This is a genomic window from Staphylococcus sp. HMSC035D11 (assembly GCF_001836075.1).
Taxonomy (GTDB): domain Bacteria; phylum Bacillota; class Bacilli; order Staphylococcales; family Staphylococcaceae; genus Staphylococcus; species Staphylococcus hominis.
On record NZ_KV827231.1, the window covers coordinates 80864 to 105213 of the forward strand.

The following is a 24350-nucleotide window of genomic DNA, read 5'->3' on the forward strand; positions in this document are numbered from 1 at the left end:
TAGTTATTCCTTTCTATTTTATTAATTTTAATAATTTGTCTAAGACTGTGTCTTCTTTATTTGATTTTTCAACTAATAATTGAGTGAATTTTTCATTTGTTTTGGTGTCAAATTTTCCCGTTTCAGATAGTTGATTATCTGATTGGAATAGTTTAATAGCATTAGCTAATTGATTATCAAATTGGTTTGATTCATCTCCGTTATAATAACCTAAAGCATCTAAACCAATTTTTATCGATTTAACGTTTTTATTATTATCGCCAACAGAATATGTTTTATCAGACGGAATAACACTTAATGATTGATACTTAGGAGAATCAATTGTAACATCTGGTCTAATACCTTTTCCATGAATATAATGATCATCAGGTGTTAACCATTTCATTTGTGTATATTTTAATAATGACCCATCTTTAAGTTCTCGTGTGGTTTGAACGATTCCTTTACCAAATGTTTTTGAACCATACACTTTAGCTTTATGGTGATCTTTCATTGCCCCTGTAAAGACCTCTGACGCACTTGCGGAACCTTCATTTACTAAAATACTCACTTTCATATCTTTAACATCTTTTAAAGCATCATTTGAAGTTTTAATTGCTTCTTTATCATTGCCTTTTTCAAGTTGAACAACAGTTTGACCTTTATCAATAAAAATATTAGCCATTTTAACTGCTTCATCTAATAATCCCCCTGGATTATTACGCAAGTCTAAGATGATATTTCGAATACCAGCATCATGAGCTTTTATAATTGCAGATTTTAATTCACCCGCAGTATTTTGTTGGAATTTAGTAATCGTAAATACAGCTATGTTACCTTTTTTCTTATACTCCACACTTTTGACATGAATTTTACCACGTTTAATATTAATATCTTTTTCTTCAGAACCGCGTTTAATAGTTAACCTAACATTTGTGCCTTCTTTACCTCTTACCACTTTAACAACTTGATCTAAAGGTTTACCTACTACAGACTTACCATTAACTTTTGTGACAACATCTTTAGGTTGAAGGCCAGCTTTTTCAGCAGGAGAATCTTTCATAGGACTTGTAATCATAATATCTTTATTTTTCTTTTGCATTTCTGCACCAATACCTACAAAATCTCCAGATACATCTTCATTAAAGCTCTTTGTTTCAGACTTTGTCATGTATTCAGAATATGGGTCTTTTAATTCTTTTACCATACCATTAATTGCAGCTTCAGAAAGTTTACTTGAGTTTTGTTTTTTGTAATAGTCTGTATCTAACGTTTTATATGCAAATTCTATTTTTTTCATTTCTTGACGCTCTTCTTTAGTTAAACCACTTAACTTATGACTGATTCCTATCGTTGCAAATACAGCTATAATTGTTGTAATGATAATAACACTTAATAAAATTAAGATAAACTGCCATATTTTCAAATGCATCTTTTTTTTAGGAGATGCATGTCTTTTTTCATCTGATTGTCCGTCATGGTGCTCCTCAGAATGATTATTCATAAAATCACTTCCTCTAATTACATCTTGTCTCTTATCATTTTATATAAAGACATACCTAGTATGTCTTTATTTTTAAGCAAACGCAAATTATAAGAAATTGTATTCTTAATTAGATAAAAATAAAAAGAGTGGCATATAAATCTAAAATTAAGATTTTATAACACCACTCCATATCATATTTAGACATAAAATGAATTTAAATTAGAATTTTAACCATTCTGTATATTCTTCATATAAATCATCAAATACGGACATAGGTAACGTAATGTCACTTTGCATTTCGATATAGTCTGATAATACGTTGAAGTCACTTTCATGTTTTGGAAACGATAAGTCATTGAAAATGTCTTCGGCTAATTCACCTTTATCATCTTTACGTCCTCTAGCCGTTAAGGCAAATTGATAAAATGAATGATCTTTCATTAGCTCATTGTCACATCGACAACTTTAGTTTCGCCTTTAATAACAGCTTTAACATCATCGAGTGAAATAGATTCTGTTTGATCAGAATTTGTAATAATAATAGGTGAAATAACTGATTTGGCATTATTTCTAATAAATTCTAAATCGAATTTGAGTAAAGGGTCGCCTACTTGTACTGTGTCACCACTGCTAACCAGTACATTAAATCCTTCTCCGTCTAACTGAACAGTATCTAATCCAATGTGTACTAAAATTTCAAGACCATTTTTAGTTTTTAAACCAATTGCATGTTTTGTTGGAAAAACATTATCAACTTTTCCAGCAACTGGGGAAACTACCTCACCTTCAGTAGGATTAATACCGAAACCTTCACCCATCATTTTTTGGGCAAATACAGGATCTGGTATATCTTCAATTTTGACATATTCACCTGTTAATGGTGCATATAGTTGAGTTTCCTTATTGACTTCTTTATCTTTACCAAATAATTTTTTAAACATTATTCATCGCTCCTATTTATTAAAATGTTGTATCAAATCGCCATATCCTAATTCTTCTAATTTTTCGTATGGAATAAATTGAATAGCTGCAGAATTAATACAATAACGCAATCCGCCACTTTCTTTTGGGCCATCATTGAATACGTGACCTAAATGACTGTTAGCATCTTCTGATCTAACTTCAGTTCGAATCATACCAAATGATTTATCTACGAGTTCAACAATTTCATCATCGTCTAATGCTTTTGAGAAACTTGGCCAACCACAATCAGATTCAAATTTCTCTTCAGAAGTAAATAAAGGCTTACCAGAAATTTTATCTACGTATATTCCTTTGTCAAAATGATTCCAATATTCATTTTGAAAAGGAGGTTCTGTACCATTTTCTTGAGTAACGAGATACTCCATATCATTTAATTCGCTTTTATCTTTTTTAATCATTTTGAGACCCCCAATGTGATTCTATAAATGCTTTTCTACCAGAACCGCGTTGATATTGCTCATAATGCATAGGATTTTTTTTATAATAGTCTTGATGGTAATCTTCCGCTGGATAAAAGTTTTTGTAAGGAAGAACTGGTGTGATGATTGGTTTTTTAAAAATACCTTCTTCATTTAGTTGTTGGATTTTTAATTCAGCAGCTTTTTTTTGTTGTTCATCATGATAAAATATTGCTGGTTCATAGCTTTCGCCTCTATCAAAAAATTGCCCTTTATTATCTGTCGGGTCAAATAGTTTAAAGTAAACATCCAAAATATTTTCAAATGACGTAATATCTGGATTATAAGTAATTTGAACTGCTTCTCTATGACCAGTTTGATTTGAACATACTTGTTCATACGTTGGATATTCTATATTTCCGCCACTATAACCTGATACGACATCTTCAATACCTGGGTAAGATGTAAAAGGTTTAACCATACACCAGAAACATCCTCCTGCTAAAGTTGCATATGCCATTATATTACCTCCTCTATCTTTCTTTAAATTTACGATATAATGATATGAAATTAAAGTAATTAACTCAGAGATCAATAACTTAAGTCACCTATTATTATCTATTATCCTCTAACTACGACAAGACCGATAGCGCCTTGACCAGTGTGTGTAGAAATGACTGGTGTCGTTACATTAACATCATAATTTTGTTGTCCAAATGCTTCATTAAATTGATGTTTTACTTTTTCAATGAATTCAATCGTATTTGCATGTGCAATACCAATCGATTGAATAGTATGATTTTCAATAAATTTAGCAATTTCTTTTTTTAGATATTGAATACTAGAGTTTTGTGTACGAGAATTATGTACGATTTCTAAATATCCCTCTCTAAGTGTTCCTATCGGTTTTATTTTCATAATATTTCCGATTAAACCTTTTGTTTTACTGATGCGTCCACCTTTAATTAATTGATTGAGTTGGCCAATAACAACAAATAGTTTAATATTTTTCTGCAATTCTGAAATATGTTTAATAATTTCTGCACTTGAAAGATTAGTGTTTACAAGTTCTACTAAACGTTGAATTTGGTATGCTAATCCAAAAGAAATTGATTTTGAATCAATCACATTTACTTTTGCTTCAATCATATTGCTCGCTTGTAAAGCAGTCTGATATGTTCCACTTAATCCTGAAGACATATGAATGCTAAAGATTTCTACATCGTCATTGTCTTTATCAAGTTGTTCATATAATTCAATAAATTTACCAATTGATGGCTGACTCGTTTTAACGTCAGCGTCTTCTTCAATACGTTTAATGTACTCCTCGGATGAGATATCTACTTGATCTACAAATGATTCTTTATCAATGGTTAAATTTAATGGAACAACATGGATGTTATGTTGATTTAAATATTCAGCTGATAAATCTGAGGTAGAGTCTGTAACGATTACTTGTTTAGTCATAATTTCTCCTGTTAATTTATTTTATTTTCGTACTAAATGTAAAAAGGTATGTGGAATAGTATTTTTTCCATCAAGTTGACCCTCTTCAGAAGATACAACCGTCCAATCTTCAAATGTATAGGGAGGGAAAAATGTATCACCTTGATGTTTTCCATCTACTACAGTGATATACATATCGTCAACTTTATCAATCATTACTTCAAATAATGTTTGGCCACCAAAAATAAATACATGACCCTCTAAGTTGTAGATATCATCAATTGTGTGAATCACTTCAACGCCATCAGGTTTAAAATTGTTATCACGAGTTAAAACTACATTTTTTCTATTTGGTAATGGTTTGCCAATGGACTCAAATGTTTTTCTACCCATTACAAGTGTATGGCCAGTTGAGAGTTGTTTTACATGTTTTAAATCATTTGGAATATGCCATGGTAGAGCATTTTTATAACCAATGACACGTTGTTGATCATGTGCCACTAAAATTGATAAGGTCATTTATCATATCCCCTTTTAGTTTATTTTTAATTAAAGATAGATTACACAGCAATGGGCGCTTTAATTGCTGGATGAGATTGATAGTCTACAAGTTCTAAATCTTCATAATTAATATCAAAGATTGAGTGTTCAGAATTTATTTTTAATGTAGGAGGTGCAAAACCTTCTCTAGAAAGTTGAGTCTTAATTGCCTCTATGTGATTAGAATAAATATGTGCATCTCCAAAAGTATGAATGAATTCTCCAACTTCTAAGTTACATTCTTTAGCAATTAAATGCGTAAGTAATGCATAACTTGCAATATTAAAAGGCACACCTAGGAAAATATCTGCACTACGTTGATAAAGTTGACAACTTAATTTGCCATCTTGTACGTAGAACTGAAACATTGTATGACATGGTGGTAATGCCATAGTATCAATTTCAGTGGGATTCCATGCTGAAACTATGTGTCTTCTCGAATTAGGGTTTGTCTTAATTTGCTGAATAACTGTTTTAAGCTGATCGAAATGATTACCATATTGATCTACCCAATCACGCCATTGCTTTCCATAGACATTTCCTAAATCACCATATTTTTTAGCAAAAGTATCATCATTCAACACTTTCTCTTTAAATTTTTTCATTTCCTGTTGATACATTTTATTGAAATTTTCATCTTCTTGAGAACGATGTCCAAAATTTGTCATATCTGGACCATGATAATCTTCAGATTGAATATATTTTTCAAAAGCCCATTCATTCCAAATATTATTATTATATTTTAATAAATACTGAATATTAGTATCTCCTTTTATAAACCACAATAACTCAGTAGCAATAAGTTTGAAAGATATTTTTTTTGTAGTGAGTAAAGGGAATCCCTTCGTTAAATCGAAGCGGATTTGATGTCCAAATTTAGAAATGGTACCTGTATGTGTTCTATCATCACGTTGATTACCAATTTCTAAAATGTCATTACATAAATCGTGATACGCCGAATCAAAAGGATTGAGCATATGTACATCTCTCCTAAATTTTATATTAATTATCATTATACTAGAAAATAGAAAGATATTGAATGAATTATATTATTTCAAAACATTTTTATATTTAAAAATCTCCAATAATAAATTATCAAACTGAGATAATTTATTATTGGAGATGCATATTAAGATAGATTAATTTAATATAATCATATTAACAATTTTCGTCGAAAGCATCTTTAATATCCATACAAATATCTTGAATATCTCTACCTTCAATATGTTCACGCGGAATAAAATGCTTTAATTCTGTACCTTTAAATAAAGCATACGAAGGGCTTGAAGGTACTTGTTGGATATAATCGCGCATTGTTTGCGTTGCTTCTTTATCTTGTCCAGCGAATACTGTGACTTTATGTGTTGGCTTTTTATCATTTTGATCAGCAACTGCTACAGCAGCAGGTCTCGCTAAACCAGCAGCACAACCACATGTAGAATTAATAACAACAAATGTTGTTTCGTCATCTTTAACATTGTTCATATAGTTTGATACATCTTCACTTGATTCTAAACTTGTAAAACCATTATCAGTTAATTCAGAACGCATTTGTTGTGCTAGTTCATGCATATATTGTTCATACGGATTCATATAAAAAACTCCTTTAATGTTTATTACGATTAGCAATTTGTTTCCATACGGAACCTAATGCTTTATCGCCATTTTCAATTCTAGAAATTGCCATTTTCACTTGAAGTTTTACTTCGTAAGCATTGTCGTTTGCATGCGCTCTTAGAGATGCTAGTTGCGCTTCGCCACCTTCTTCAAATAAAAACATTGCAGCTCTCCAACGAACAATTTTTTGTGGATCATCAAGTGCTTTTTCCATTTCTGGCAAAGCTTCTTTATAACCTAAATCACTGATACAGTCTCCAGCTGTACGTCGAATAGCTGGATGCTGATCATTTAATCCTTTATACAAATATGGCAATATTTCTTTACTTTCAATCATACCAAATAAAACAATCGCTTGACGTCTTAATGGTAACTTATTTTCATTTAGGGCTTGCTCTAAGAGTGGAATATCCTCAAGTGTTGGTGTTGGGAATTCTGTTAACATTCTGAGACGTACTTTCCAGTCTGATTCATTCAAGTACTCCTCGTATGAAACATGTTGATAAAAATGAGATGTACTTTTCGTTTGTGTAGATAAAGCTTGAACGACTAATTGTTCCAATCGACTTTTTGGATATAATGCAATGATTTCTTCATAAACTTCTTCCATAACTAGAGAAAGTTCTCCATAACGTAAACCAAGCTCTTTCCATTTTCTAAGAAAAATAACATTATCATCATCTTCTTGTGCTTTAAGCATACTATTAATAAAGATATCAGGTAGTTGTTTACGTACTTCTTCATGAGCATTTGTTAATTTAATTTGATATGGGATATTTTTAAAAGTGAGTATCTCTGCTTTCACTTCTCCATAGTGTTCATCAAACTGAGATGATTGACTAATAGTTTCCTCTTTTTGAAGTGACGCAGTAATTTGAGGTAATACCTCTTCCCAATTTGCTTTCGGATACTTATCAATAGCTAAAAAGTCAATTACATGAAATATAGATTTAACATCTTTAATTTGTAATAAGTCATTAATAAAATCAGGTTGAGATGTTTTGACTTCTGTATATGTGTTCGACTGATTATCAGCACGCTTTTCACTTAAAACGATTTTCATTGTATTTGGGCTTGGTGTTGGTTCAATTTTTAATATTTCCACTACTGTTCCTCCTAAAATTAAAATGTGTCTTCAATTTTAGGTACAAGATCATCCCAATTGGCATATTCCTCTTTATCTACTGAAATAAAATCCATGACATAAAAAACTGACTTTACTCCTTCGATATCAAATAATCGATTAATAAAATCAGGTTGCCCATCTTGAGCAGATGTATACGTATTTGATTGATTATCTTTACGTTTTTCACTTAAATTAATTTTAATCGTATTATAATTTGGTGTGTCTTCAATTGACTTTATATGCATAAAATTCCCTCCTATTGAAGTTCATTGCCTAATTGCTTAATTTGCTTACCTATTGAACATTCAGAAATACAAAAATGATGTGCTTGTGTTTTTCCTTCTGTTTTTCTAATGTGTGTTTTCAGTAAACATTTATCACAATAAGTATTCATTAATTCATCAATTTTTTCTATTGCATTTTGTTCGGAATGTGTAAGTATAACTTTCACTCCTTATACTTAATTTTATAAATATGGAGTTATTATAACTTATATGATGATCATTTTAAAATAATCGATTTTATTTTTTATTATTTATAATATGAATTGATTAATGAGTATTGAATTTGAATTACTTTTACTATAAAATATTAAAGTTGCTTAGCGGTTTCTAAACACCCGCATTATCAAAATTTAGGAGGAATAAATGATGTATAATGAATTTTTTGGTATTGCTACTTTTTTTGTAACATTTATTGTAATGGTTTTAATGTATCGTTGTTTTGGTAAACAAGGTCTTATCGCTTGGGTAGCTATCGGTACAATTATTGCTAATATCCAAGTCATCAAAACGGTTGATATTTTTGGTATCTCAGCAACTTTAGGTAATGTAATGTTTGCCTCTATCTACCTAGCTACAGATATTTTAAATGATATTTATGGACGAAAAGTTGCTAAACGTGCTGTATGGTTAGGCTTCTCATCAACTCTTGTTATGATAATTGTAATGCAAATGTCATTACATTTTATACCCGCACCAGAAGATATATCTCAAAAAGCATTATCTACGATTTTTGATTTAGTGCCGAGAATTGCTTTAGGTTCAATTATTGCTTATATTATAGGGCAACATGTAGATGTGTTCATCTTTTCAATGATAAAAAAAGTTTTCCAATCAGATAAAACATTTATTATTAGAGCTTATGGAAGTACGGTATTAAGTTCAATTATTGATACTGCATTATTTGTAACTATCGCATTTATCGGTACATTGCCTGCAAGTGTTGTATTTGAAATCTTTATTACTACGTATGTTTTAAAATTAGTCTCAACGATTTTCAATGTTCCATTTGGTTATATTGCGAAGTCTTTCTATCGAAAAGGAAAAATTCAAAAATTAGACGAAGGTTATTAAAACAATCATACATGCATATTGTTTAGGTTTACTAAGCAATATGCTATTTTTAAATAGACAAATAGTGTTTAATTAATGCTTAAACTAGAGGTGTTTTTAATGGCTAAAATATTTTTTGATGCTGCGACGAGTGGCAATCCGGGACGTAGTACGTGTGGGATAGTAATTAAAGAAAATGATATTAAATATACGTATACACATGATTTAGGAGAATTGGACAACCATAGTGCTGAATGGTCTGCATTCATTCATGCATTAGAACATGCTCGTGAATTAAATGTTTCAAATGCTTTATTGCATACAGATTCTAAATTGATAGAAGATAGCGTGAATCAAGGTTATGTAAAAAATGCGCGTTTCAAACCATTTTTTGAAAATATGGAGATTTTAGAAGCAAGTTTTGATTTGCTATTTGTAAAATGGGTTCCAAGAGATAAAAATAAAGAAGCAAATCAATTAGCACAACAAGCTCTATACAAATTAATTAAGAATAAACAATAATAATGTAAAAAAGAAGATAAAAGAATTTATGTTGAATTCTTTTATCTTCTTTTTTTATCTGTTTTACATTAAAATTTTTGAAGCAAGATATTTACCAGAGACATAAAGTTCGTGTTCATTACAAATTGAAAGAATATGATTCAATGAATGTGTATATTCCATTTCTTTATATAATGCAGTTGTATCGATAGGCACATCCGTATAGATTTCCGCTAATTGTTTGGATAAAATCAAATTTTCTTTATCAGTTGCAATTTTTTTCTGTTGACCAGGTGTAAGTGATTCGATATGGTCTAGTACGTTTTCAACGCTACCATAAGATTGTATTAATTTAATGGCGGTTTTTTCCCCAATACCTTTAACACCAGGATACCCATCTGCTGAATCTCCCATAAATGCTTTAATATCAATAAGTTGAAGTGGATGTAATGCATACTCTTCATTAAAACGATTAAGAGTATAATGATGATAAATATTAAAACCTTTTCTGATTAACCAGACTTCTACTTGTTCATTGATACATTGTAAAATATCTCTATCTCCAGTTACAATATGTACTTCATTATCTTTTGAATATATTTTAGCGAGTGTTCCTATGACATCGTCTGCCTCATAATTTGCAACACCGATATTCACAAAACCAAATTGTTCTGAAATGTCTTTTACGTAATCGAATTGAGGTATCAATTCTTCTGGTGGCGCAGGTCTATTTTGTTTATAAGAAGTATACATAGCATTTCTAAAGGTCGCTTGCCCCATATCCCAACATATCGCAACATGGCTTGGTTTAATATCCTTAATTGCCGTAAAGATATGTCTAACAAAACCTTGAATCCCATTGGTTGGCATACCTTTAGAATTATACATAAATTGATTGTGTAGACTTGTAGCATAAAAATGTCTAAATAAGAGTGCCATTCCATCTACAAGTAAGACACGTTGAGTCATATATTAATCCTTCTTTCTAATTTAAAAGTGGTTCCAATTGTTGATTTACTGTTTCTAATTGTTCAATGAGTGAATTATCAATACGTTTAGATAATAAGTCATTGATTTGCTCTAAAACATTATTATTTAACTGATTAAGTTCGATGTTCGCGTCGTGAGTTAAGTTAGATACATAATAATTTAATTGTTGTTTTAATACGTTTAGTGATGGTTGTAGCAGTTCTAGTGTATTTGTACAAATCATTTCTTGCAGTTCTCTTTGCGCATTTGCATTTAAAATTTTACGTTTAGACAACTGTTTAGGTAAAACTGAAAGCATCTCTTCTAAACTAATACGTAATAGTGCATCATCAGTAAACGGCGCTGTTATTTTAAAATGAGGTTGGATAAGTACATGAACTGAGTTTAATTTTTGAATTGTTGGTGCTATTTGTTGATCTAATTGAGAAGTAAAGTATGTTTTTATTCTTTCGACTAATAAAGTTTGTTCTAAATATAATCGTTGATGAACTTGATCTAAGTACATTTTCGTAGCACGTTTCTTTTCATCATTAAAATCATTATTTTGTGTCATTTGACTATTATATACTTTTTTAACCTCATCTAATAATTGAAGCTGTAATCGTTTATTTAAATGATAGATTTGTTCTTCAACCTCATTTTTAGTATGCTGCTCACTTGTATGAATAATTTGGTTAGTTAATGGTGTTTTATTTTTATAAGTTTCAAGTTGTTGTTGTTGTTCTAACATACGTGTTTGATTTGTTTTAAATTCATAGATGATTTGATTAAAGTTATCGCGCATTTGCTCGATTTGATGAATCATTTGCTTCTCTAAAATCGTTTTCGATTCAGTTTCGACAAAATGATTAATACTTTCTTTTAATTTAAGAATGCCTTCATCTTTAGTCTCCAATGCACGTTTACTTGATACACCGAATAATTCAGATGGCAGATTCACTTGAGATAGAGCATCTTTTACATACTGCTCCACTGCTATTAAATCTTCATTAGTTTCAGCTAAATCTATCGCATTAATAATCATTTTAAATGTCTGTGCTTCATTTAATTGGTTAATATCTTTCATATGTTCAATAAATGCTTTGTCATTATCAGTAAATGAGTGATTAAAATAGCTCACATATAAAATTAGGTCTGAAGAAGTTAAGATGCGTTCAGTTTCATTTGTATGTCGTTGATTATTAGAATGTAACCCTAATGAATCAACGATAATTTTGTCTTTTAACCAATCCAGTGGAAGTTGTATATGAACGGTTTTAACAAATGTAGCGTATTCGTCTTCAGCACTCCATTGCTTAATTTCATTTTGTGAAATAGTATGTGTTATACCTTCTGTTAGCATATCTTGGTACATTGAAAAGTGCTTCTCTACTGATGTTATAAAAGCCAATTGATTTTTTTCTAATTGTTGTTTTAAAGACTCAATATTACTATTCATAAATTTTTCTAACGAGTTAAAAGAAACGTTTTGATATTCAAGTAATTGGTTTAATTCATTTAACAATTGCGTATTTGTTTTCAAAGTAATTTGACTATCATGACCATATGAGATTTCAGTCGTAGCTGCTGTTGTTGGATTAGGTGAGCTTACAAGATAATGATCTCCAAGTAAAGCATTAATCAAGCTACTTTTTCCTGCACTAAATGTACCAAAGACGCCTATTTTTACAATTTTATTATCTATGCGTTGCAATGTTGCTTTGATGTCTTGCTTAGTTTTATTGAATAAAGGAACAGGTTCAATGATAGCCAGAGCTTTCTGAATATCAAAGTGATGAGTTGTCGTATCCTTAGTTGATGTAATATCTTCGTCTAAATCATTTGTTGAAGATATGGTTGATTGATTAAGTTTATAATGTGTTTCTGTTCGATCAATTAATTTATCGAGTGAGTCATTTATATGAATATAATAATGTTTATAATTTTCAGTTGTTAATGACTGTTTTAAATTCTTGAACTCAAGATACTGTTCATATAAATGTGCATCATTATCTTCTATGTTAGATAATTCCGTTGCTTCAGTATGTTCAATAATGTCTTTAAATAATGAATCTGATTGTTTTTCGACAGCACGTGCAATTGCTTTTAAAACGTCATCACTAAATGTGAGCACATAGGTATTATTAATGCTTGTTTGTACTTGATATAAATTAGAAATTAAAGTAGGTTCAATTTCATAATGTTGATTTAAAATTCGTTGATTTACTTCAGAATGATGAATAAAGCGAGTTACAAAAGATAAATCTTCACGCATTGGTTGACGAATGTGTCGATTCACTTTTTCTTGTAAACGGTCTACAACAATTTGTAAACGTTTTGCTCTCTCTTCTTCCGTTTTCTTTTTTTTATTTAGAAGACCACCCACTTTGAAGTCTAAAGCCATGCTTTCAAGATAATAACGAATATCTTCTCGCATATCATGAGTCATAATATAAGCATTATCTAATATATTTTTCCGTTTTTCTTTTAAGTACGTTAATAATTGAGAAGAATGATTTAATAATTGTGCTTCTTCACTTATAGCTTGATTCTGTTGAAATTGTTTATAGGATTCTTCAAATTCGGATTCATTGATATTTAAAGCGTCAAGTATATTTTGCATATGCTCTTGAATATATGAAAGCTGAGTACGATGTATAAATTCAATGATACGTGTTACAAAATCTTCAATAGGTTCACGTAGTTTATCTTTTTCTTCTAAAAACTCTGAGAATAAATGAAGTTGATTGTTTGGATGATCAAATTTACTAACATAAAATAGTTGATCGACTTTAATATCCCAATCTTGTATAGATTGTTCTACTTTTTGTTTAAATGTATCAAAAGAAATTTCATTCTCATTATGCTTATCAATTTGATTGATAACAAAAATAATAGGTATGCCTACTTGATTCATGCGTTTCATAAATTGGAAATTGAGCGCAGACTGAACATGATTATAATCAACTATATACACAATCATATTGCTTGTATATAAAAATTGTTCAGTAGTGGATTGGTGTGTAGAAACATTTGAATCTACTCCTGGAGTGTCTTGTAATGTAAAACCAAGATTAAACTTATTTGAAGGAAACTTTATTTCAATAGATTCCACATCAATATTTAATCGGTTCATTATTTTTACATCATCATACGTTTTTAACTTAGCATATTTTTGATATTCTAAATTAGCAATAATTTCTTCTTCTTTTGAAACAGAAACTATAGCCGTATTACTCGTTGTTGGTACAGGTGAGCTAGGCAATATATCTTGTTCTAATAATAAATTGATTAATGTTGACTTACCAGCTGAAAAATGTCCAACAAATGATAAAGTATATTGATTTAAATATACTTTTTTAATCACTTGATTTATTGTATGTACTAATGCTTCGTTATTCGATTTTTCTATTTCTTTTTTTAATTTGTATAATACATCTAATTGTTCATTATTTTGCATAATGCTATCCCCTTTATTTCACTCACTCTAAAATATAAAAAAATTAAGGTTATAAAACTAAAAAGAATTATAACCTCACTTTTAGGGTGATAAAACTAAAATATCTTTAGCTATGTTTATTAAATTTTATCATAAGAAATAATAAAAACCTATATAGAATGAATTAGTTAAACCAAGCTGGTTTATCGCCATCAGTATTTGGTTTATTTACTCCAATATTTTGTCTAGAATAAAGTTCAGGTTGTTTCGCTATACGCACTGCTAAATTGGCTACACTTCTTCTAGAAACTTCTGTTCCTTTAAAGGTATCACCTTTTTGAGTAATTTCATAATCTGATTCATTTTTAAATGTTAACCAAGCAGGACGAATAATTGTATAATCTAAGTCAGACGCTTCAATTAAATCAGCTGCTTTACGATATTTAGTTAATTTTTCACCAAATTGTTCTTTGTTAAATGTATTGAATTTATCTGGTAATTCGTCATAAATACCAGGAGCTGCCACAAATATTAAACGTTTAACATTCTTTTTGTTCATGGCATCTATAATGGCTTGTGCTTCTCTATCTAGTGATCCTGATAAACTTGCAAAAACAATATCTACTTGATCTAATGCTTTTTCTAAATCTTCAACATTTTTAGCATCACCTTCAAAGACAGTGATACGATTAGATGCGTAATCAGGAATACGGTGGGCATTTCTTAAAAATAAATCAACGTTAAAACTAGAATTCTCTAAGAAAATTTTAGTTGCTTCAATTGATACTTTTCCGTTAGCCCCTACAATTAAAACTGTTTGCATAACTTATTCTCCTTACTATACTGTTTAAATGTGCTATGTTTTTAACACGCTTACTAATAACTTTACAATAGTCACTATTATAGTGCTAATAAATACATAAATTTTAAATAAATATTATCCAATTTATTAAGAAAAATTTACAAAATTAATTATTTTCAAATAAATCTTCAAGTCAAATTTATTTATCAATATTAGGCTTTTTTCCCCAGTATTGATAATACGTACATTCGATATAACCGTTAAAAAGTTTTCGACGTTTAGTTGCTTTACGATCTACTAAATACTCAAATTCTTTATTACTTGTAAGGATATATGTTGATAAATAAGGATGTTGTTTCATTAGTTTACCTACATATCGATACATTTCTTCAACTTCAGCTCTACCTCCAATACGCTCGCCGTATGGCGGGTTACCAACTAACGCTACAGGTCCTTCTTGGTCGATAGTTAATGTATTAACATCCTTAACACTAAATTGAATAATATCACCTAGGCCTACTTCTTCAGCATTACGTTTAGCAATTTCAACCATTTCTGGATCGATATCAGACGCATACACTTGAATGTCTTTATCATAGTCAGCTTGTTGATCAGCTTCGTCACGCATGACGTCATAAATATTAGGAGGCATAATATTCCATTCCTCTGATACAAATTCTCTATTAAAACCTGGCGCAATATTTTGAGCAATTAAACATGCTTCAATAGCAATGGTTCCAGAACCACAAAATGGATCAATAAAGGGTGTATCACCCTTCCAATTTGCTAAACGTACTAAGCTAGCTGCTAATGTTTCTTTAATAGGTGCTTCACCTTGTGCAATACGATACCCTCTACGATTTAGTCCTGAACCTGACGTATCAATGGTAAGTAGGACATTATCTTTAAGAATAGCTACTTCAACAGGATATTTCGCACCACTTTCGTTTAACCATCCTTTTTCATTATAAGCTTTTTTAAGACGTTCAACGATAGCTTTTTTAGTAATGGCTTGACAGTCAGGAACGCTATGAAGTGTAGATTTTACACTACGACCTTGGACAGGAAATTGTCCTTCTTTATCGATAATTGTTTCCCAAGGTAATGCTTTTGTCTTTTCAAAAAGTTCATCGAATGTTTTAGCATTGAAGCGTCCTACTACTATTTTTAATCGGTCAGCTGTACGTAGCCATAAATTACATTTTACAATGGCATTAGCATCACCTTCAAAGAAAATGCGTCCATTTTCAACTTGAGTATTATAACCAAGTTCTTGTATTTCTTTAGCAACTACGGCTTCAAGACCCATTGGACACACGGCTAATAATTGATACATTATTTCATCTCCTTTGTCTCATATCATATTAGTATATTAACAAATATTAAAATAATTATGTATACAAAATAAAAAAAGCTCTCCATAAAAAGGGAGAGCTAAACTAGTCTGTGATATCTCTATAAGCCATGTTCTGTACCATTGTACTCATAACGTACACTAGTTGTACTGGTACTTTGGTGGTAATCATCTGTCTACAGATCTTTACTATGCGAGTAAAGATGTCTCGTTTATACGTTGAATTCCGCTAAACAAGTGCTCCTACCAAATTTGGATTGCTCACTCGAGGGGTTTACCGCGTTCCACCTTTTATATTTCTATAAAAGCTACGTCACTGTGGCACTTTCAAACTATTTTAACCATATCAATGAATGACTTAGGTTATTTCATTGCCGTCAAATTAATGCCTTGACTTATTGTTTCATCAAGCACGAACACTACAATCATCTCAGATTGTGTGAGCATGGACTTTCCTCTATATTTCTATAGCGATTACCCAAAATATCACTTTTGTGAGTATAACATAATTTTAAAATATTTAATAGAATTTTAAATAGATAAATAATTAGCTATCAAAATCAAACATAATAGCAATCAAACATGCTTCGTAACAAGCTTATATCTTTAAGATATCAATGTATTATTTGCCAAAAACAGCTTTTTCAAGATTAGAAATTCTTTTTAAAATGTCTACGTTGTTATTCGCTGATTTCGAATTGCTTGAAGCAAATGACTTATTATCAGAAGGACGTGAAGTTGCAACTCTGATTCTCAATTCTTCAACTTCTTTTTTAAGTTTATTATTTTCTTCAGATAGTCTCACTACTTCATTATTCATATCAGCCATTTTCTGATAATCAGTAATGATATCATCTAAAAAAGCATCAACTTCTTCACGACGATAACCGCGAGCCATCGTTTTTTCAAAGTCTTTTTCATAGATATCTTTTGCTGAAAGCTTTAAAGAAACATCTGCCATTAATTTCCACCTCATTCAAAACTTTGGTCTTGTTGCCATTGTAAATCGTTAATAAAGTCAGTAAGTTCATCAAATGTCACAATATCACAATTATAAGTCGTTTTTTCCATAAAATCAACTAACATCCTCTTAAAATATTTTGGACTTCCCTCTTGTTCATCATCATAAATTAATAACGTCATATCTGTATGATCTAATATAAATTGGTCTGTTTGTTTAAATTGAAAAGGTCCTTGATATTCAGAATGAAATACACTCTCTAGAAATTGTGCATTACTAGCAATAGATTCATACTTTGCTATATTGTGTTCATTCCATTTGGAGGTATGACCATAAAATGGTGTGATAATACCTAATTTTAACTCAGGATATGTGTCTTGTAATTTTAATACTACTTCAGCTGCCCATAATTCAATACCAATTTGTCCTTGAATGAGTACCCATTCTAGCCCTTCGTCAATATACTGTAATAATTTATGTTCTATAAATTGTTTAAGATAATCCACTTCTTTCATATCATCTTTAAATATATTTAACTCAAATGATTTATATCCAGTCACATATACTGTTTTCAATGTATTGATTCCTCTTTATCTTTTATATGTTTAAGCAAATTGGTAAGATCATAATTAGCAGATTTCAATTTTTCATTAAATAACTTCTTACTTGTTTTATTGTAGTGACACTCTACAGATAATTCCTTAATATGTTTAACTAAAATTTCTAATTTTTCCTTATTCATATAAGGAAATTGAATTAGTTCATCATGATAATGAGATAATTCTTCAGTTAAACCATCAATTTTTTTTACATAAGGAACAACATCTCGATGAAATTGCTTCTCTGACTGTGTCAATTTTATTTCATTATAGCTTGACGCCATGTACTGTAGTTCTTTAAGTATTTCATTAATTAATGTGTACATAACGAGGCCTCCTATATTCTTACAATTTATTACAATTATTTTATAGTATTGTTTAGATATAAATTTTACATTATTACAAATTTTTAAACATATTGTTTTCACTGTTAAAGCACGTTAAAATAGAATAGATAATTAATGAATATATTTAATTATGTGTAGTATAATATAAATATTATGCTCATTTCATTATTATCGTATTATAGTTTAATATTATTCTCTGAGAAATTGAAAGTGTAATATTAAATTTGTGTGGTGAGTATGATAAATTATCCAAATGGAAAACCATTCAAACTAAATCCTACTAAGGTTGGAAGTAATCAAAGTGATGCTTCTAGTAACATTAAATATGGTGGACGAGGTATGACTCTCGAAAAAGATATTGAACAATCTAACAATTACTATTTTAAGCATGGTGTGGCTGTTATACATAAGAAACCTACTCCTATTCAAATTGTAAATGTTCATTATCCTAAAAGAAGTAAAGCTGTAATTAATGAAGCATACTTTCGTACACCTTCTACAACTGATTATAATGGCGTCTATCGAGGCTATTATATTGATTTTGAAGCAAAAGAAACCAAAAATAAAACGTCTTTTCCTTTAAATAATATCCATGATCATCAAGTAGAACATATGAAAAGTTGTTTTCTACAAAAAGGACTCGTCTTTTTACTGATTAGATTTAAAGTGCTTGATGAGGTATATCTATTACCTTTTTCGAAGTTTGAACCTTTTTGGGAAAGATATAAAAAGGAAATAAAAAAATCAATAACAGTTGAAGAAATCAAAAAAAATAGTTACTATATTCCTTATCAGTATCAACCTAGATTGAATTATCTTAAGGCTGTTGATAAGTTGATATTAGATGAAAGTGAGGACCGCGTATGACGGAAAATAAAGGATCTTCCCAACCAAATAAAGGCAAAAATGGGAAATCCAAATCAAAAAAGAATAAGAATGTAAAAAGAACGATTATTAAGATTATAGGCTTTTTATTCATTGCCTTTATCGTGTTACTTCTACTTGGTATACTTCTATTTGCATACTATGCTTGGAAAGCTCCAGCATTTAATGAGTCTAAATTACAAGATCCAAAGCCTGCTGAAATTTATGATAAAAACGGGGACTTGGTTAAGAAATTAGACAATGGCGCACGTAGAGAACATGTTGATTTGAAAGATGTTCCTAAAAATATGAAAAATGCCGTGTTAGCAACTGAGGATAATCGCTTCTATGAACATGGTGCGTTAGACTATAAACGTTTATTTGGTGCTATTGGTAAGAACGTAACTGGTGGTTTTGGTTCCCAAGGGGCGTCTACTTTAACACAACAAGTGGTTAAGCGTTCATTCCTTTCAGAAAAGAAATCGATTGGACGTAAAGCGCAAGAAGCTTATCTATCTTACCGTTTAGAGCAAGAGTACAGTAAAGATGATATTTTCCAAATGTACTTAAATAAAATTTATTACTCAGATGGTGTATATGGCGTTAGGGCTGCAGCTAAATATTACTTTAATAAAAATTTAAATGAACTTAATTTAGCTGAAGAGGCCTATCTAGCTGGTTTACCACAAGTTCCTAACCTGTATAACATTTATGATAACCCAAAAGAAGCTGAAAATCGTAAAGAAACTGTTTTATACTTAATGCACTACCATAATAGAATCTCTGATAAACAGTGGAAAGAAGCTAAAGCTACTTCATTAGAAGATAATTTAGTAAAACGTACAACAAAAGAACGTCAAATATCTAATGATGATTCTAATAGTGAGTATGATTCTTACGTTAATTTTGTTAAAGCTGAATTAATAGGTAATAAACACTTTAAAAATAAAAATTATAGTGATTTAATGCAAAGTGGTATTAAGATTTATACGAATATGGATAAAGACGTTCAAAAAACGCTTCAAGATCGCATTGATAATGGTAATTACTATAAAAATGATGACCAACAAGTAGGCTCAACCATTCTTGATAGTAAAACTGGAGGCATTGTAGCCATTTCCGGTGGACGAAATTATAGAGATGTCGTTGATCGTAATGCTGCTACAGATACACACTTGACTGGTTCATCACTGAAACCATTCTTATCATATGGTCCAGCAATTGAAAATATGCAATGGGCTACAAACCACGCAATGCAAGATGAATCAAGTTATTCCATTGATGGTGGTACATTCCGTAACTATGATGGGCAAGGTCATGGTACAGTATCGGCATATGATGCATTAAGACAAAGTTTTAATATTCCTGCTTTAAAAGCTTGGCAGCAAGTATCATCAAGTGCAGGTAAAGATGCTCCAAAAGATTTTGCGTCTAAAGTTGGTTTAGATTATGAAATTGATTTAGGACCATCTGAAATTTTAGGTGGTGGTGCTTCTGAATTCTCACCTACTCAATTAGCATCAGCATTTGCATCAATAGCTAATGGTGGTACTTACAATAATGCGCATTCAATTCGCAAAGTTGTAACATCTGATGATGAAACTATCGAATTTGATCATACAAGTCATAAAGCCATGGAAGATTATACTGCTTATATGCTTGCAGAAATGTTAACTGGTACATTTAAACCATATGGGTCTGCTTACGGTCATGGTGTTGCTGGCGTTAATATGGGTGCTAAAACAGGTACAAGTACTTATGGCACAGAAGTTAATAATCAATATAACTTACCTGACAATGCAGCTAAAGATATTTGGATGAATGGTTTCACACCTAAATATACAATGTCAATTTGGATGGGCTTCAGCCAAATTAAACCAGGCGGTGAAGATTCATTCTTAGGACATTCTGAACAAGAATATGCACAATATCTATATAAAGATGTGATGTCAGATATTACTTCAAGTAATGACGGAGACTTCAAAAAACCTGATTCAGTTACTGGTTCAGGTGCAAGTACATTATCAGTTAAAGATCATCCAGATAATAATACAACTTCAGGAAGTAAATATGATAATATGTCTACTAACAATTCAGATAGTAGCTCATCAAGTAATTCTAGTAGTACAGGAAATAGTTCAAGCAATTCTAATTCTACCAGTGATAACAACTCAAATACTACATCAACAACGAACACAGGTAATACAACTGATAACTCAGCAAATAATTCAACTACGAACAACAGTGCTAACAATAGTACCACATCAACTCAACAAAATAATAATAATGATAATACAAATAACAATAATAGTTTATCTAACATATTTAAAGCAAACACGATTTTTAATTTTAGAAAAGCGTCGTAATAGCTTTAAAAACGACATAGTCTTTTATAAGGCTATGTCGTTTTTTTAATTAAAAAAAGTCTAGAACAACTTTGCTCTAGACTATCTTTCATATTAATTATTATTTTGATTTTTTCTTCTAATTTGATATGAAGCATTCATTTTAATAAGCTCATTTTTTAATGTTTTCATTTGACTATACCCCATAAAGTGGTATTTTCTTTTTAACATATATTGATATCGTTCTAAAAAATTCATAGGAACAACTGGATATTGGTCTAACTGATTTAAATCAATAGACTCTATTTCATTAATTTGTCTAAAAAACAAAAGAAGTAGTTCAAAATAATCATCGATATATTGTTTTGCTAAATCAGAATTTAGTTGTCTTTTCTTAGCATAGACATCAAGTTCATTTTCTAGCGATTCAAATTGTGATTTATTAATCATTTGATTAGACTTCCTTTTTCATTGCTTTCATGCGTTTTTGCCCTTCTCTACAATCCTCAAGTAATGGACAAATATCACATTTTGGTTTTCGAGCAATACAATGATAACGTCCAAAAAAGATAAGTTGATGATGACTTTTACTCCATCTTTCTTTTGGAATAATATCACACAAACGTTCTTCTACTTGTTTAACATTATCTTTCCACTTATTAATACCTAGACGCTTTGAAACACGTTCAACATGTGTGTCTACTGCCAAAGAAGGCTCATCAAAAGCTACACTCATGACAACGTTCGCTGTTTTTCGTCCGACTCCAGCTAAACTTTCTAAATCTTTATGTGTATGAGGAACTTGTCCATCGTACTGGTCGAGTAAAGATTGGCATAATTTTTTAATATTTTTTGCTTTATTACGATATAAACCTATGGATTTTATATCATTCTGCAATTCTTCTATATCTACTTTTAAATAATCTTCAGGTGTTTTATATTTTTTAAAAAGTGAACGTGTTACTTTATTAACTAAATTATCTGTACATTGCGCAGATAATAATACAGCTATTGTTAATTCAAACGGATTATCATGTTTTAATTCACATTCTGCATCGGGAAACATATCTGCAATAACGTCAATCATTTCTAATGCTTTTTTCTTACTTACCATCTAGATTCTCTCCATTTAACCAGTCAAATTTAGGTATATGTTTTACAGTATGAGTTAATTTAGGTTTATTGAATTTTTCTCTCACTTTGTTAGATTCTTCTAAAGTTGTTACATTGTTTTTCTTCCAATTTAATAAAATACGATCAACATATTTAAAGCTTAATTTATCATGACTATATGCTTCATCTAATGCAGCACGTATTAAAGTGTAATCATGTTGGTCTATATCAATCCATTGGTTGAGCGTTTCGATTTCATATGGTGATAAGGGTCTCGAAAACAACTGTTCAATATATTGAAATAAATCCTTAAAGTTTTGTTGCGTTTGATGATGTGTAGTTTCATTTTTTTCTTGAGTTAAAATATCACTTAACTTTTCGTAAAAACGATTTAAATTCATATATTCAGTAAATTTTCCTTCCTCATCTTTACTTACATGCAGTGCAAGTAAATCACGCTGAATTAAATTTTGAATAATTGATGTTATTTCTCTCGGCTCCATATTTGAACCTTTTTGCAAAAATTCTATTGAGGGTTGTTTATTAGAAACTTCAGCGGCATAAATCAACTTAATCAAAATGACTAAATCTTTTTCATTTAAACCTAATTCATTGTAATGATCGAAAAGTTCCCTTCTAACTACAACAGGACGAGTTTTAAGTTGATGTGTGTCCATGATACCCCTCTCTTTCTTATTGTAAAAAGTGGGAGTGAGACATGAATAACATCATTTAGTCTCACTCCCCAAGTATGATTTATAAAACGTGATATTTTTATGGATATAAACGATTTAATAAACGTGGGAATGGTGATGTTTCTCTCACGTGTTCAACGCCTGAAATCCATGCAACTGTACGTTCTAAACCTAAACCGAAACCACTGTGTGGCACACTACCATAACGACGTAAGTCTAAATAGTAGTTATAACTTTCTGTATCAAGTTGATGTTCATCGATACGTTGTTCTAATAATTCTAGATCATTGATACGTTCAGAACCACCAATAATTTCACCATAACCTTCTGGTGCAATTAAATCTGCACATAAAACTGTGTCTTCGTTGTCAGGGTTAGGCTGCATATAGAATGGTTTAATTTTAGTTGGATAGTTTGTAATAAATACTGGTAAATCATAATGATTAGCTATAGCTGTTTCATGAGGCGCACCAAAGTCTTCACCCCATTCAATGTCATCAAATCCTTCTTCTTTTAAGAATTTGATAGCATCATCATAAGAGATGCGTGGGAATGGCGCAGATACTTTTTCTAATTTGCTCGTATCTCTATCTAGCGCTTTTAATTCTAATTTACAATGTTCTAATACAGATTTTACGATATGTGATACATATTGTTCTTGAACTTGTAAACTTTCTTCGTGATTGGTAAATGCCATTTCAGGTTCAATCATCCAGAATTCAATTAAATGACGTCTTGTTTTAGATTTTTCCGCTCTAAATGTCGGTCCAAATGAGAAAACACGTCCGTGTGCCATAGCTGCAGCTTCCATATATAATTGACCACTTTGAGATAAAAATGCATCTTGATCAAAGTATTTAGTATGGAATAATTCACTAGTACCTTCTGGTGCACTTGCAGTTAAGATAGGCGGATCAATTTTAGTAAAGCCATTTTCATTAAAGAATTCATATGTTGCTCTAATAATTTCATTTCTAATTTTCATTACTGCATGTTGCTTTTTAGATCTTAACCATAAATGACGATGATCCATTAAGAATTCTGTACCATGATTTTTAGGTGTGATTGGATAATCATGAGCTTCATGAATGACTTCAATTGATTTTACTTGCATTTCATAGCCTAAATCAGATCGATTATCTTCTGTAATTGTACCTGTGACATATAATGATGATTCTTGTGTAATGTCTTTAGCAAGTTTAAATGTTTCTTCGTCAACTTCTGATTTAACGACAACACCTTGCATAAATCCACTACCATCACGTAATTGTAAAAATGCAATTTTACCGCTTGAACGTTTATTTGTTAACCAAGCGCCAATTGTGACTTCTTGATTAATGTATTGTTTTGCTTGTTTAATTGTTGTTTTCATAATCAAACTCCTACTTTATTTTCTTTTTATACAATACTTATTTATTTTATCAAAATAGAAAGTGAACTTCTAGCACCTG

The 24350-nt window shown here is 30.5% G+C and carries 27 protein-coding genes and 1 other RNA gene; 4 read left to right on the forward strand and 24 right to left on the reverse strand.

The features are described from left to right. Window positions 1-13: 13 nt before the first annotated feature. From HMPREF2647_RS03710 to HMPREF2647_RS03765, 12 genes are all read right to left on the reverse strand, one after another. Window positions 14-1483, reverse strand: coding sequence for a S41 family peptidase (locus HMPREF2647_RS03710; protein WP_070468455.1), 1470 nt, complete (start codon window positions 1481-1483; stop codon window positions 14-16). A gap of 201 nt (window positions 1484-1684) precedes the next feature. Further along, window positions 1685-1906 (reverse strand): YozE family protein, encoded by a 222-nt coding sequence (locus HMPREF2647_RS03715; RefSeq protein ID WP_017176322.1) that lies wholly within the window; start codon window positions 1904-1906, stop codon window positions 1685-1687. After that, a complete protein-coding gene (locus HMPREF2647_RS03720) occupies window positions 1906-2406 on the reverse strand; it encodes a PTS sugar transporter subunit IIA (RefSeq protein ID WP_002449797.1) in 501 nt (166 codons plus the stop codon). Before HMPREF2647_RS03720 ends, HMPREF2647_RS03715 begins: the two co-directional genes overlap by 1 nt. A gap of 12 nt (window positions 2407-2418) precedes the next feature. Then, on the reverse strand, window positions 2419-2847 hold the full coding sequence (gene msrB / locus HMPREF2647_RS03725; RefSeq protein ID WP_002449905.1) for a peptide-methionine (R)-S-oxide reductase MsrB: 429 nt from the start codon (window positions 2845-2847) through the stop codon (window positions 2419-2421). Continuing rightward, window positions 2840-3367, reverse strand: coding sequence for a peptide-methionine (S)-S-oxide reductase MsrA (msrA, locus tag HMPREF2647_RS03730; protein WP_070859543.1), 528 nt, complete (start codon window positions 3365-3367; stop codon window positions 2840-2842). Before msrA ends, msrB begins: the two co-directional genes overlap by 8 nt. Before the next feature lie 101 nt (window positions 3368-3468). Then, entirely contained in the window at window positions 3469-4314 is an 846-nt protein-coding gene (locus tag HMPREF2647_RS03735; protein ID WP_017176320.1) for a DegV family protein, read from the reverse strand. A 21-nt stretch (window positions 4315-4335) separates the two neighbouring features. Beyond that, entirely contained in the window at window positions 4336-4812 is a 477-nt protein-coding gene (locus HMPREF2647_RS03740; protein ID WP_048679885.1) for a dihydrofolate reductase, read from the reverse strand. 41 nt (window positions 4813-4853) lie between these two features. After that, the gene (locus tag HMPREF2647_RS03745) at window positions 4854-5810 is read right to left on the reverse strand and encodes a thymidylate synthase (protein ID WP_017176318.1); all 957 of its coding nucleotides are present in this window, start codon (window positions 5808-5810) and stop codon (window positions 4854-4856) included. Between the two features lie 181 nt (window positions 5811-5991). Further along, window positions 5992-6426, reverse strand: a complete 435-nt coding sequence (gene brxA, locus HMPREF2647_RS03750; protein WP_017176317.1) for a bacilliredoxin BrxA — start codon at window positions 6424-6426, stop codon at window positions 5992-5994. A gap of 13 nt (window positions 6427-6439) precedes the next feature. After that, on the reverse strand, window positions 6440-7555 hold the full coding sequence (locus tag HMPREF2647_RS03755; protein ID WP_070859545.1) for a conserved virulence factor C family protein: 1116 nt from the start codon (window positions 7553-7555) through the stop codon (window positions 6440-6442). Window positions 7556-7572: 17 nt separating this feature from the next. Further along, window positions 7573-7821 (reverse strand): NifU N-terminal domain-containing protein, encoded by a 249-nt coding sequence (locus tag HMPREF2647_RS03760; protein ID WP_002449746.1) that lies wholly within the window; start codon window positions 7819-7821, stop codon window positions 7573-7575. 11 nt (window positions 7822-7832) lie between these two features. Next, a complete protein-coding gene (locus HMPREF2647_RS03765) occupies window positions 7833-8027 on the reverse strand; it encodes a zinc-finger domain-containing protein (protein ID WP_002449911.1) in 195 nt (64 codons plus the stop codon). A gap of 199 nt (window positions 8028-8226) precedes the next feature. Here HMPREF2647_RS03765 and HMPREF2647_RS03770 point away from each other — a divergent pair, with 199 nt between their 5' ends. Then, window positions 8227-8931: a queuosine precursor transporter gene (locus HMPREF2647_RS03770; RefSeq protein WP_049382033.1), complete on the forward strand. Its 705-nt coding sequence runs from the start codon at window positions 8227-8229 to the stop codon at window positions 8929-8931. 99 nt (window positions 8932-9030) lie between these two features. Further along, a complete protein-coding gene (locus HMPREF2647_RS03775; RefSeq protein WP_002449811.1) occupies window positions 9031-9432 on the forward strand; it encodes a ribonuclease HI family protein in 402 nt (133 codons plus the stop codon). Window positions 9433-9495: 63 nt separating this feature from the next. On the opposite strand, the gene HMPREF2647_RS03780 is transcribed toward HMPREF2647_RS03775, so the two are convergent. The 8 genes from HMPREF2647_RS03780 to HMPREF2647_RS03815 all read right to left on the reverse strand — a co-directional run bounded on the left by HMPREF2647_RS03780 (window position 9496) and on the right by HMPREF2647_RS03815 (window position 17861). Next, window positions 9496-10380: a 5'-3' exonuclease gene (locus HMPREF2647_RS03780; RefSeq protein ID WP_048762443.1), complete on the reverse strand. Its 885-nt coding sequence runs from the start codon at window positions 10378-10380 to the stop codon at window positions 9496-9498. A gap of 16 nt (window positions 10381-10396) precedes the next feature. Continuing rightward, window positions 10397-13840 carry a dynamin family protein gene (locus HMPREF2647_RS03785; protein ID WP_070859547.1) on the reverse strand — a complete coding sequence of 1148 codons (3444 nt, stop codon included), beginning with the start codon at window positions 13838-13840 and terminating at the stop codon, window positions 10397-10399. Window positions 13841-14003: 163 nt separating this feature from the next. Further along, window positions 14004-14642, reverse strand: a complete 639-nt coding sequence (locus tag HMPREF2647_RS03790; RefSeq protein ID WP_002455331.1) for an SDR family oxidoreductase — start codon at window positions 14640-14642, stop codon at window positions 14004-14006. Between the two features lie 178 nt (window positions 14643-14820). Further along, window positions 14821-15957 carry a THUMP domain-containing class I SAM-dependent RNA methyltransferase gene (locus tag HMPREF2647_RS03795; protein WP_017176312.1) on the reverse strand — a complete coding sequence of 379 codons (1137 nt, stop codon included), beginning with the start codon at window positions 15955-15957 and terminating at the stop codon, window positions 14821-14823. Window positions 15958-16074: 117 nt separating this feature from the next. Further along, window positions 16075-16461: RNase P RNA component class B (rnpB, locus tag HMPREF2647_RS03800), an RNA gene on the reverse strand. Between the two features lie 136 nt (window positions 16462-16597). Beyond that, window positions 16598-16936 (reverse strand): cell division regulator GpsB, encoded by a 339-nt coding sequence (gene gpsB / locus HMPREF2647_RS03805; protein ID WP_002449866.1) that lies wholly within the window; start codon window positions 16934-16936, stop codon window positions 16598-16600. Window positions 16937-16947: 11 nt separating this feature from the next. Further along, window positions 16948-17511, reverse strand: a complete 564-nt coding sequence (locus HMPREF2647_RS03810; protein WP_017176310.1) for an SLOG family protein — start codon at window positions 17509-17511, stop codon at window positions 16948-16950. Further along, a complete protein-coding gene (locus HMPREF2647_RS03815; RefSeq protein ID WP_017176309.1) occupies window positions 17508-17861 on the reverse strand; it encodes a DUF1798 family protein in 354 nt (117 codons plus the stop codon). The genes HMPREF2647_RS03810 and HMPREF2647_RS03815 overlap by 4 nt, the downstream gene beginning before the upstream one ends. Before the next feature lie 261 nt (window positions 17862-18122). On the opposite strand from HMPREF2647_RS03815, the gene recU reads away from it, so the two are divergent. Together recU and HMPREF2647_RS03825 are read left to right on the forward strand one after the other, a co-directional pair. Beyond that, the gene (recU, locus tag HMPREF2647_RS03820; RefSeq protein ID WP_029376824.1) at window positions 18123-18749 is read left to right on the forward strand and encodes a Holliday junction resolvase RecU; all 627 of its coding nucleotides are present in this window, start codon (window positions 18123-18125) and stop codon (window positions 18747-18749) included. Then, window positions 18746-21112 (forward strand): transglycosylase domain-containing protein, encoded by a 2367-nt coding sequence (locus HMPREF2647_RS03825; RefSeq protein WP_049419910.1) that lies wholly within the window; start codon window positions 18746-18748, stop codon window positions 21110-21112. Before recU ends, HMPREF2647_RS03825 begins: the two co-directional genes overlap by 4 nt. A gap of 93 nt (window positions 21113-21205) precedes the next feature. Here HMPREF2647_RS03825 and HMPREF2647_RS03830 read toward each other — a convergent pair whose 3' ends face one another. The 4 genes from HMPREF2647_RS03830 to asnS form a co-directional block, all read right to left on the reverse strand. Next, window positions 21206-21541 (reverse strand): YpoC family protein, encoded by a 336-nt coding sequence (locus HMPREF2647_RS03830; protein WP_048762447.1) that lies wholly within the window; start codon window positions 21539-21541, stop codon window positions 21206-21208. 4 nt (window positions 21542-21545) lie between these two features. Continuing rightward, the gene (nth, locus tag HMPREF2647_RS03835) at window positions 21546-22205 is read right to left on the reverse strand and encodes an endonuclease III (protein ID WP_048678915.1); all 660 of its coding nucleotides are present in this window, start codon (window positions 22203-22205) and stop codon (window positions 21546-21548) included. Beyond that, entirely contained in the window at window positions 22195-22881 is a 687-nt protein-coding gene (locus HMPREF2647_RS03840) for a DnaD domain-containing protein (protein WP_048762449.1), read from the reverse strand. The genes nth and HMPREF2647_RS03840 overlap by 11 nt, the downstream gene beginning before the upstream one ends. Window positions 22882-22978: 97 nt before the next feature. After that, a complete protein-coding gene (asnS, locus tag HMPREF2647_RS03845; RefSeq protein ID WP_048682152.1) occupies window positions 22979-24271 on the reverse strand; it encodes an asparagine--tRNA ligase in 1293 nt (430 codons plus the stop codon). Between the last annotated feature and the right edge of the window lie 79 nt (window positions 24272-24350).

Excerpts from the sequence above, each read along its gene's own strand:
- HMPREF2647_RS03735 (WP_017176320.1), bottom strand. The coding sequence starts at position 4,314 with ATGACTAAACAAGTAATCGTTACAGACTCTACCTCAGATTTATCAGCT.
- HMPREF2647_RS03790 (WP_002455331.1), bottom strand. The coding sequence starts at position 14,642 with ATGCAAACAGTTTTAATTGTAGGGGCTAACGGAAAAGTATCAATTGAA.
- HMPREF2647_RS03710 (WP_070468455.1), bottom strand. The coding sequence starts at position 1,483 with ATGAATAATCATTCTGAGGAGCACCATGACGGACAATCAGATGAAAAA.
- brxA (WP_017176317.1), bottom strand. The coding sequence starts at position 6,426 with ATGAATCCGTATGAACAATATATGCATGAACTAGCACAACAAATGCGT.
- msrA (WP_070859543.1), bottom strand. The coding sequence starts at position 3,367 with ATGGCATATGCAACTTTAGCAGGAGGATGTTTCTGGTGTATGGTTAAA.
- HMPREF2647_RS03770 (WP_049382033.1), top strand. The coding sequence starts at position 8,227 with ATGTATAATGAATTTTTTGGTATTGCTACTTTTTTTGTAACATTTATT.
- HMPREF2647_RS03720 (WP_002449797.1), bottom strand. The coding sequence starts at position 2,406 with ATGTTTAAAAAATTATTTGGTAAAGATAAAGAAGTCAATAAGGAAACT.
- HMPREF2647_RS03840 (WP_048762449.1), bottom strand. The coding sequence starts at position 22,881 with ATGGACACACATCAACTTAAAACTCGTCCTGTTGTAGTTAGAAGGGAA.
- HMPREF2647_RS03825 (WP_049419910.1), top strand. The coding sequence starts at position 18,746 with ATGACGGAAAATAAAGGATCTTCCCAACCAAATAAAGGCAAAAATGGG.
- HMPREF2647_RS03745 (WP_017176318.1), bottom strand. The coding sequence starts at position 5,810 with ATGCTCAATCCTTTTGATTCGGCGTATCACGATTTATGTAATGACATT.
- msrB (WP_002449905.1), bottom strand. The coding sequence starts at position 2,847 with ATGATTAAAAAAGATAAAAGCGAATTAAATGATATGGAGTATCTCGTT.
- HMPREF2647_RS03760 (WP_002449746.1), bottom strand. The coding sequence starts at position 7,821 with ATGCATATAAAGTCAATTGAAGACACACCAAATTATAATACGATTAAA.
- HMPREF2647_RS03795 (WP_017176312.1), bottom strand. The coding sequence starts at position 15,957 with ATGTATCAATTATTAGCCGTGTGTCCAATGGGTCTTGAAGCCGTAGTT.
- HMPREF2647_RS03780 (WP_048762443.1), bottom strand. The coding sequence starts at position 10,380 with ATGACTCAACGTGTCTTACTTGTAGATGGAATGGCACTCTTATTTAGA.
- HMPREF2647_RS03815 (WP_017176309.1), bottom strand. The coding sequence starts at position 17,861 with ATGTACACATTAATTAATGAAATACTTAAAGAACTACAGTACATGGCG.
- asnS (WP_048682152.1), bottom strand. The coding sequence starts at position 24,271 with ATGAAAACAACAATTAAACAAGCAAAACAATACATTAATCAAGAAGTC.
- HMPREF2647_RS03775 (WP_002449811.1), top strand. The coding sequence starts at position 9,031 with ATGGCTAAAATATTTTTTGATGCTGCGACGAGTGGCAATCCGGGACGT.
- nth (WP_048678915.1), bottom strand. The coding sequence starts at position 22,205 with ATGGTAAGTAAGAAAAAAGCATTAGAAATGATTGACGTTATTGCAGAT.
- HMPREF2647_RS03785 (WP_070859547.1), bottom strand. The coding sequence starts at position 13,840 with ATGCAAAATAATGAACAATTAGATGTATTATACAAATTAAAAAAAGAA.
- HMPREF2647_RS03830 (WP_048762447.1), bottom strand. The coding sequence starts at position 21,541 with ATGATTAATAAATCACAATTTGAATCGCTAGAAAATGAACTTGATGTC.
- HMPREF2647_RS03740 (WP_048679885.1), bottom strand. The coding sequence starts at position 4,812 with ATGACCTTATCAATTTTAGTGGCACATGATCAACAACGTGTCATTGGT.
- HMPREF2647_RS03715 (WP_017176322.1), bottom strand. The coding sequence starts at position 1,906 with ATGAAAGATCATTCATTTTATCAATTTGCCTTAACGGCTAGAGGACGT.
- gpsB (WP_002449866.1), bottom strand. The coding sequence starts at position 16,936 with ATGGCAGATGTTTCTTTAAAGCTTTCAGCAAAAGATATCTATGAAAAA.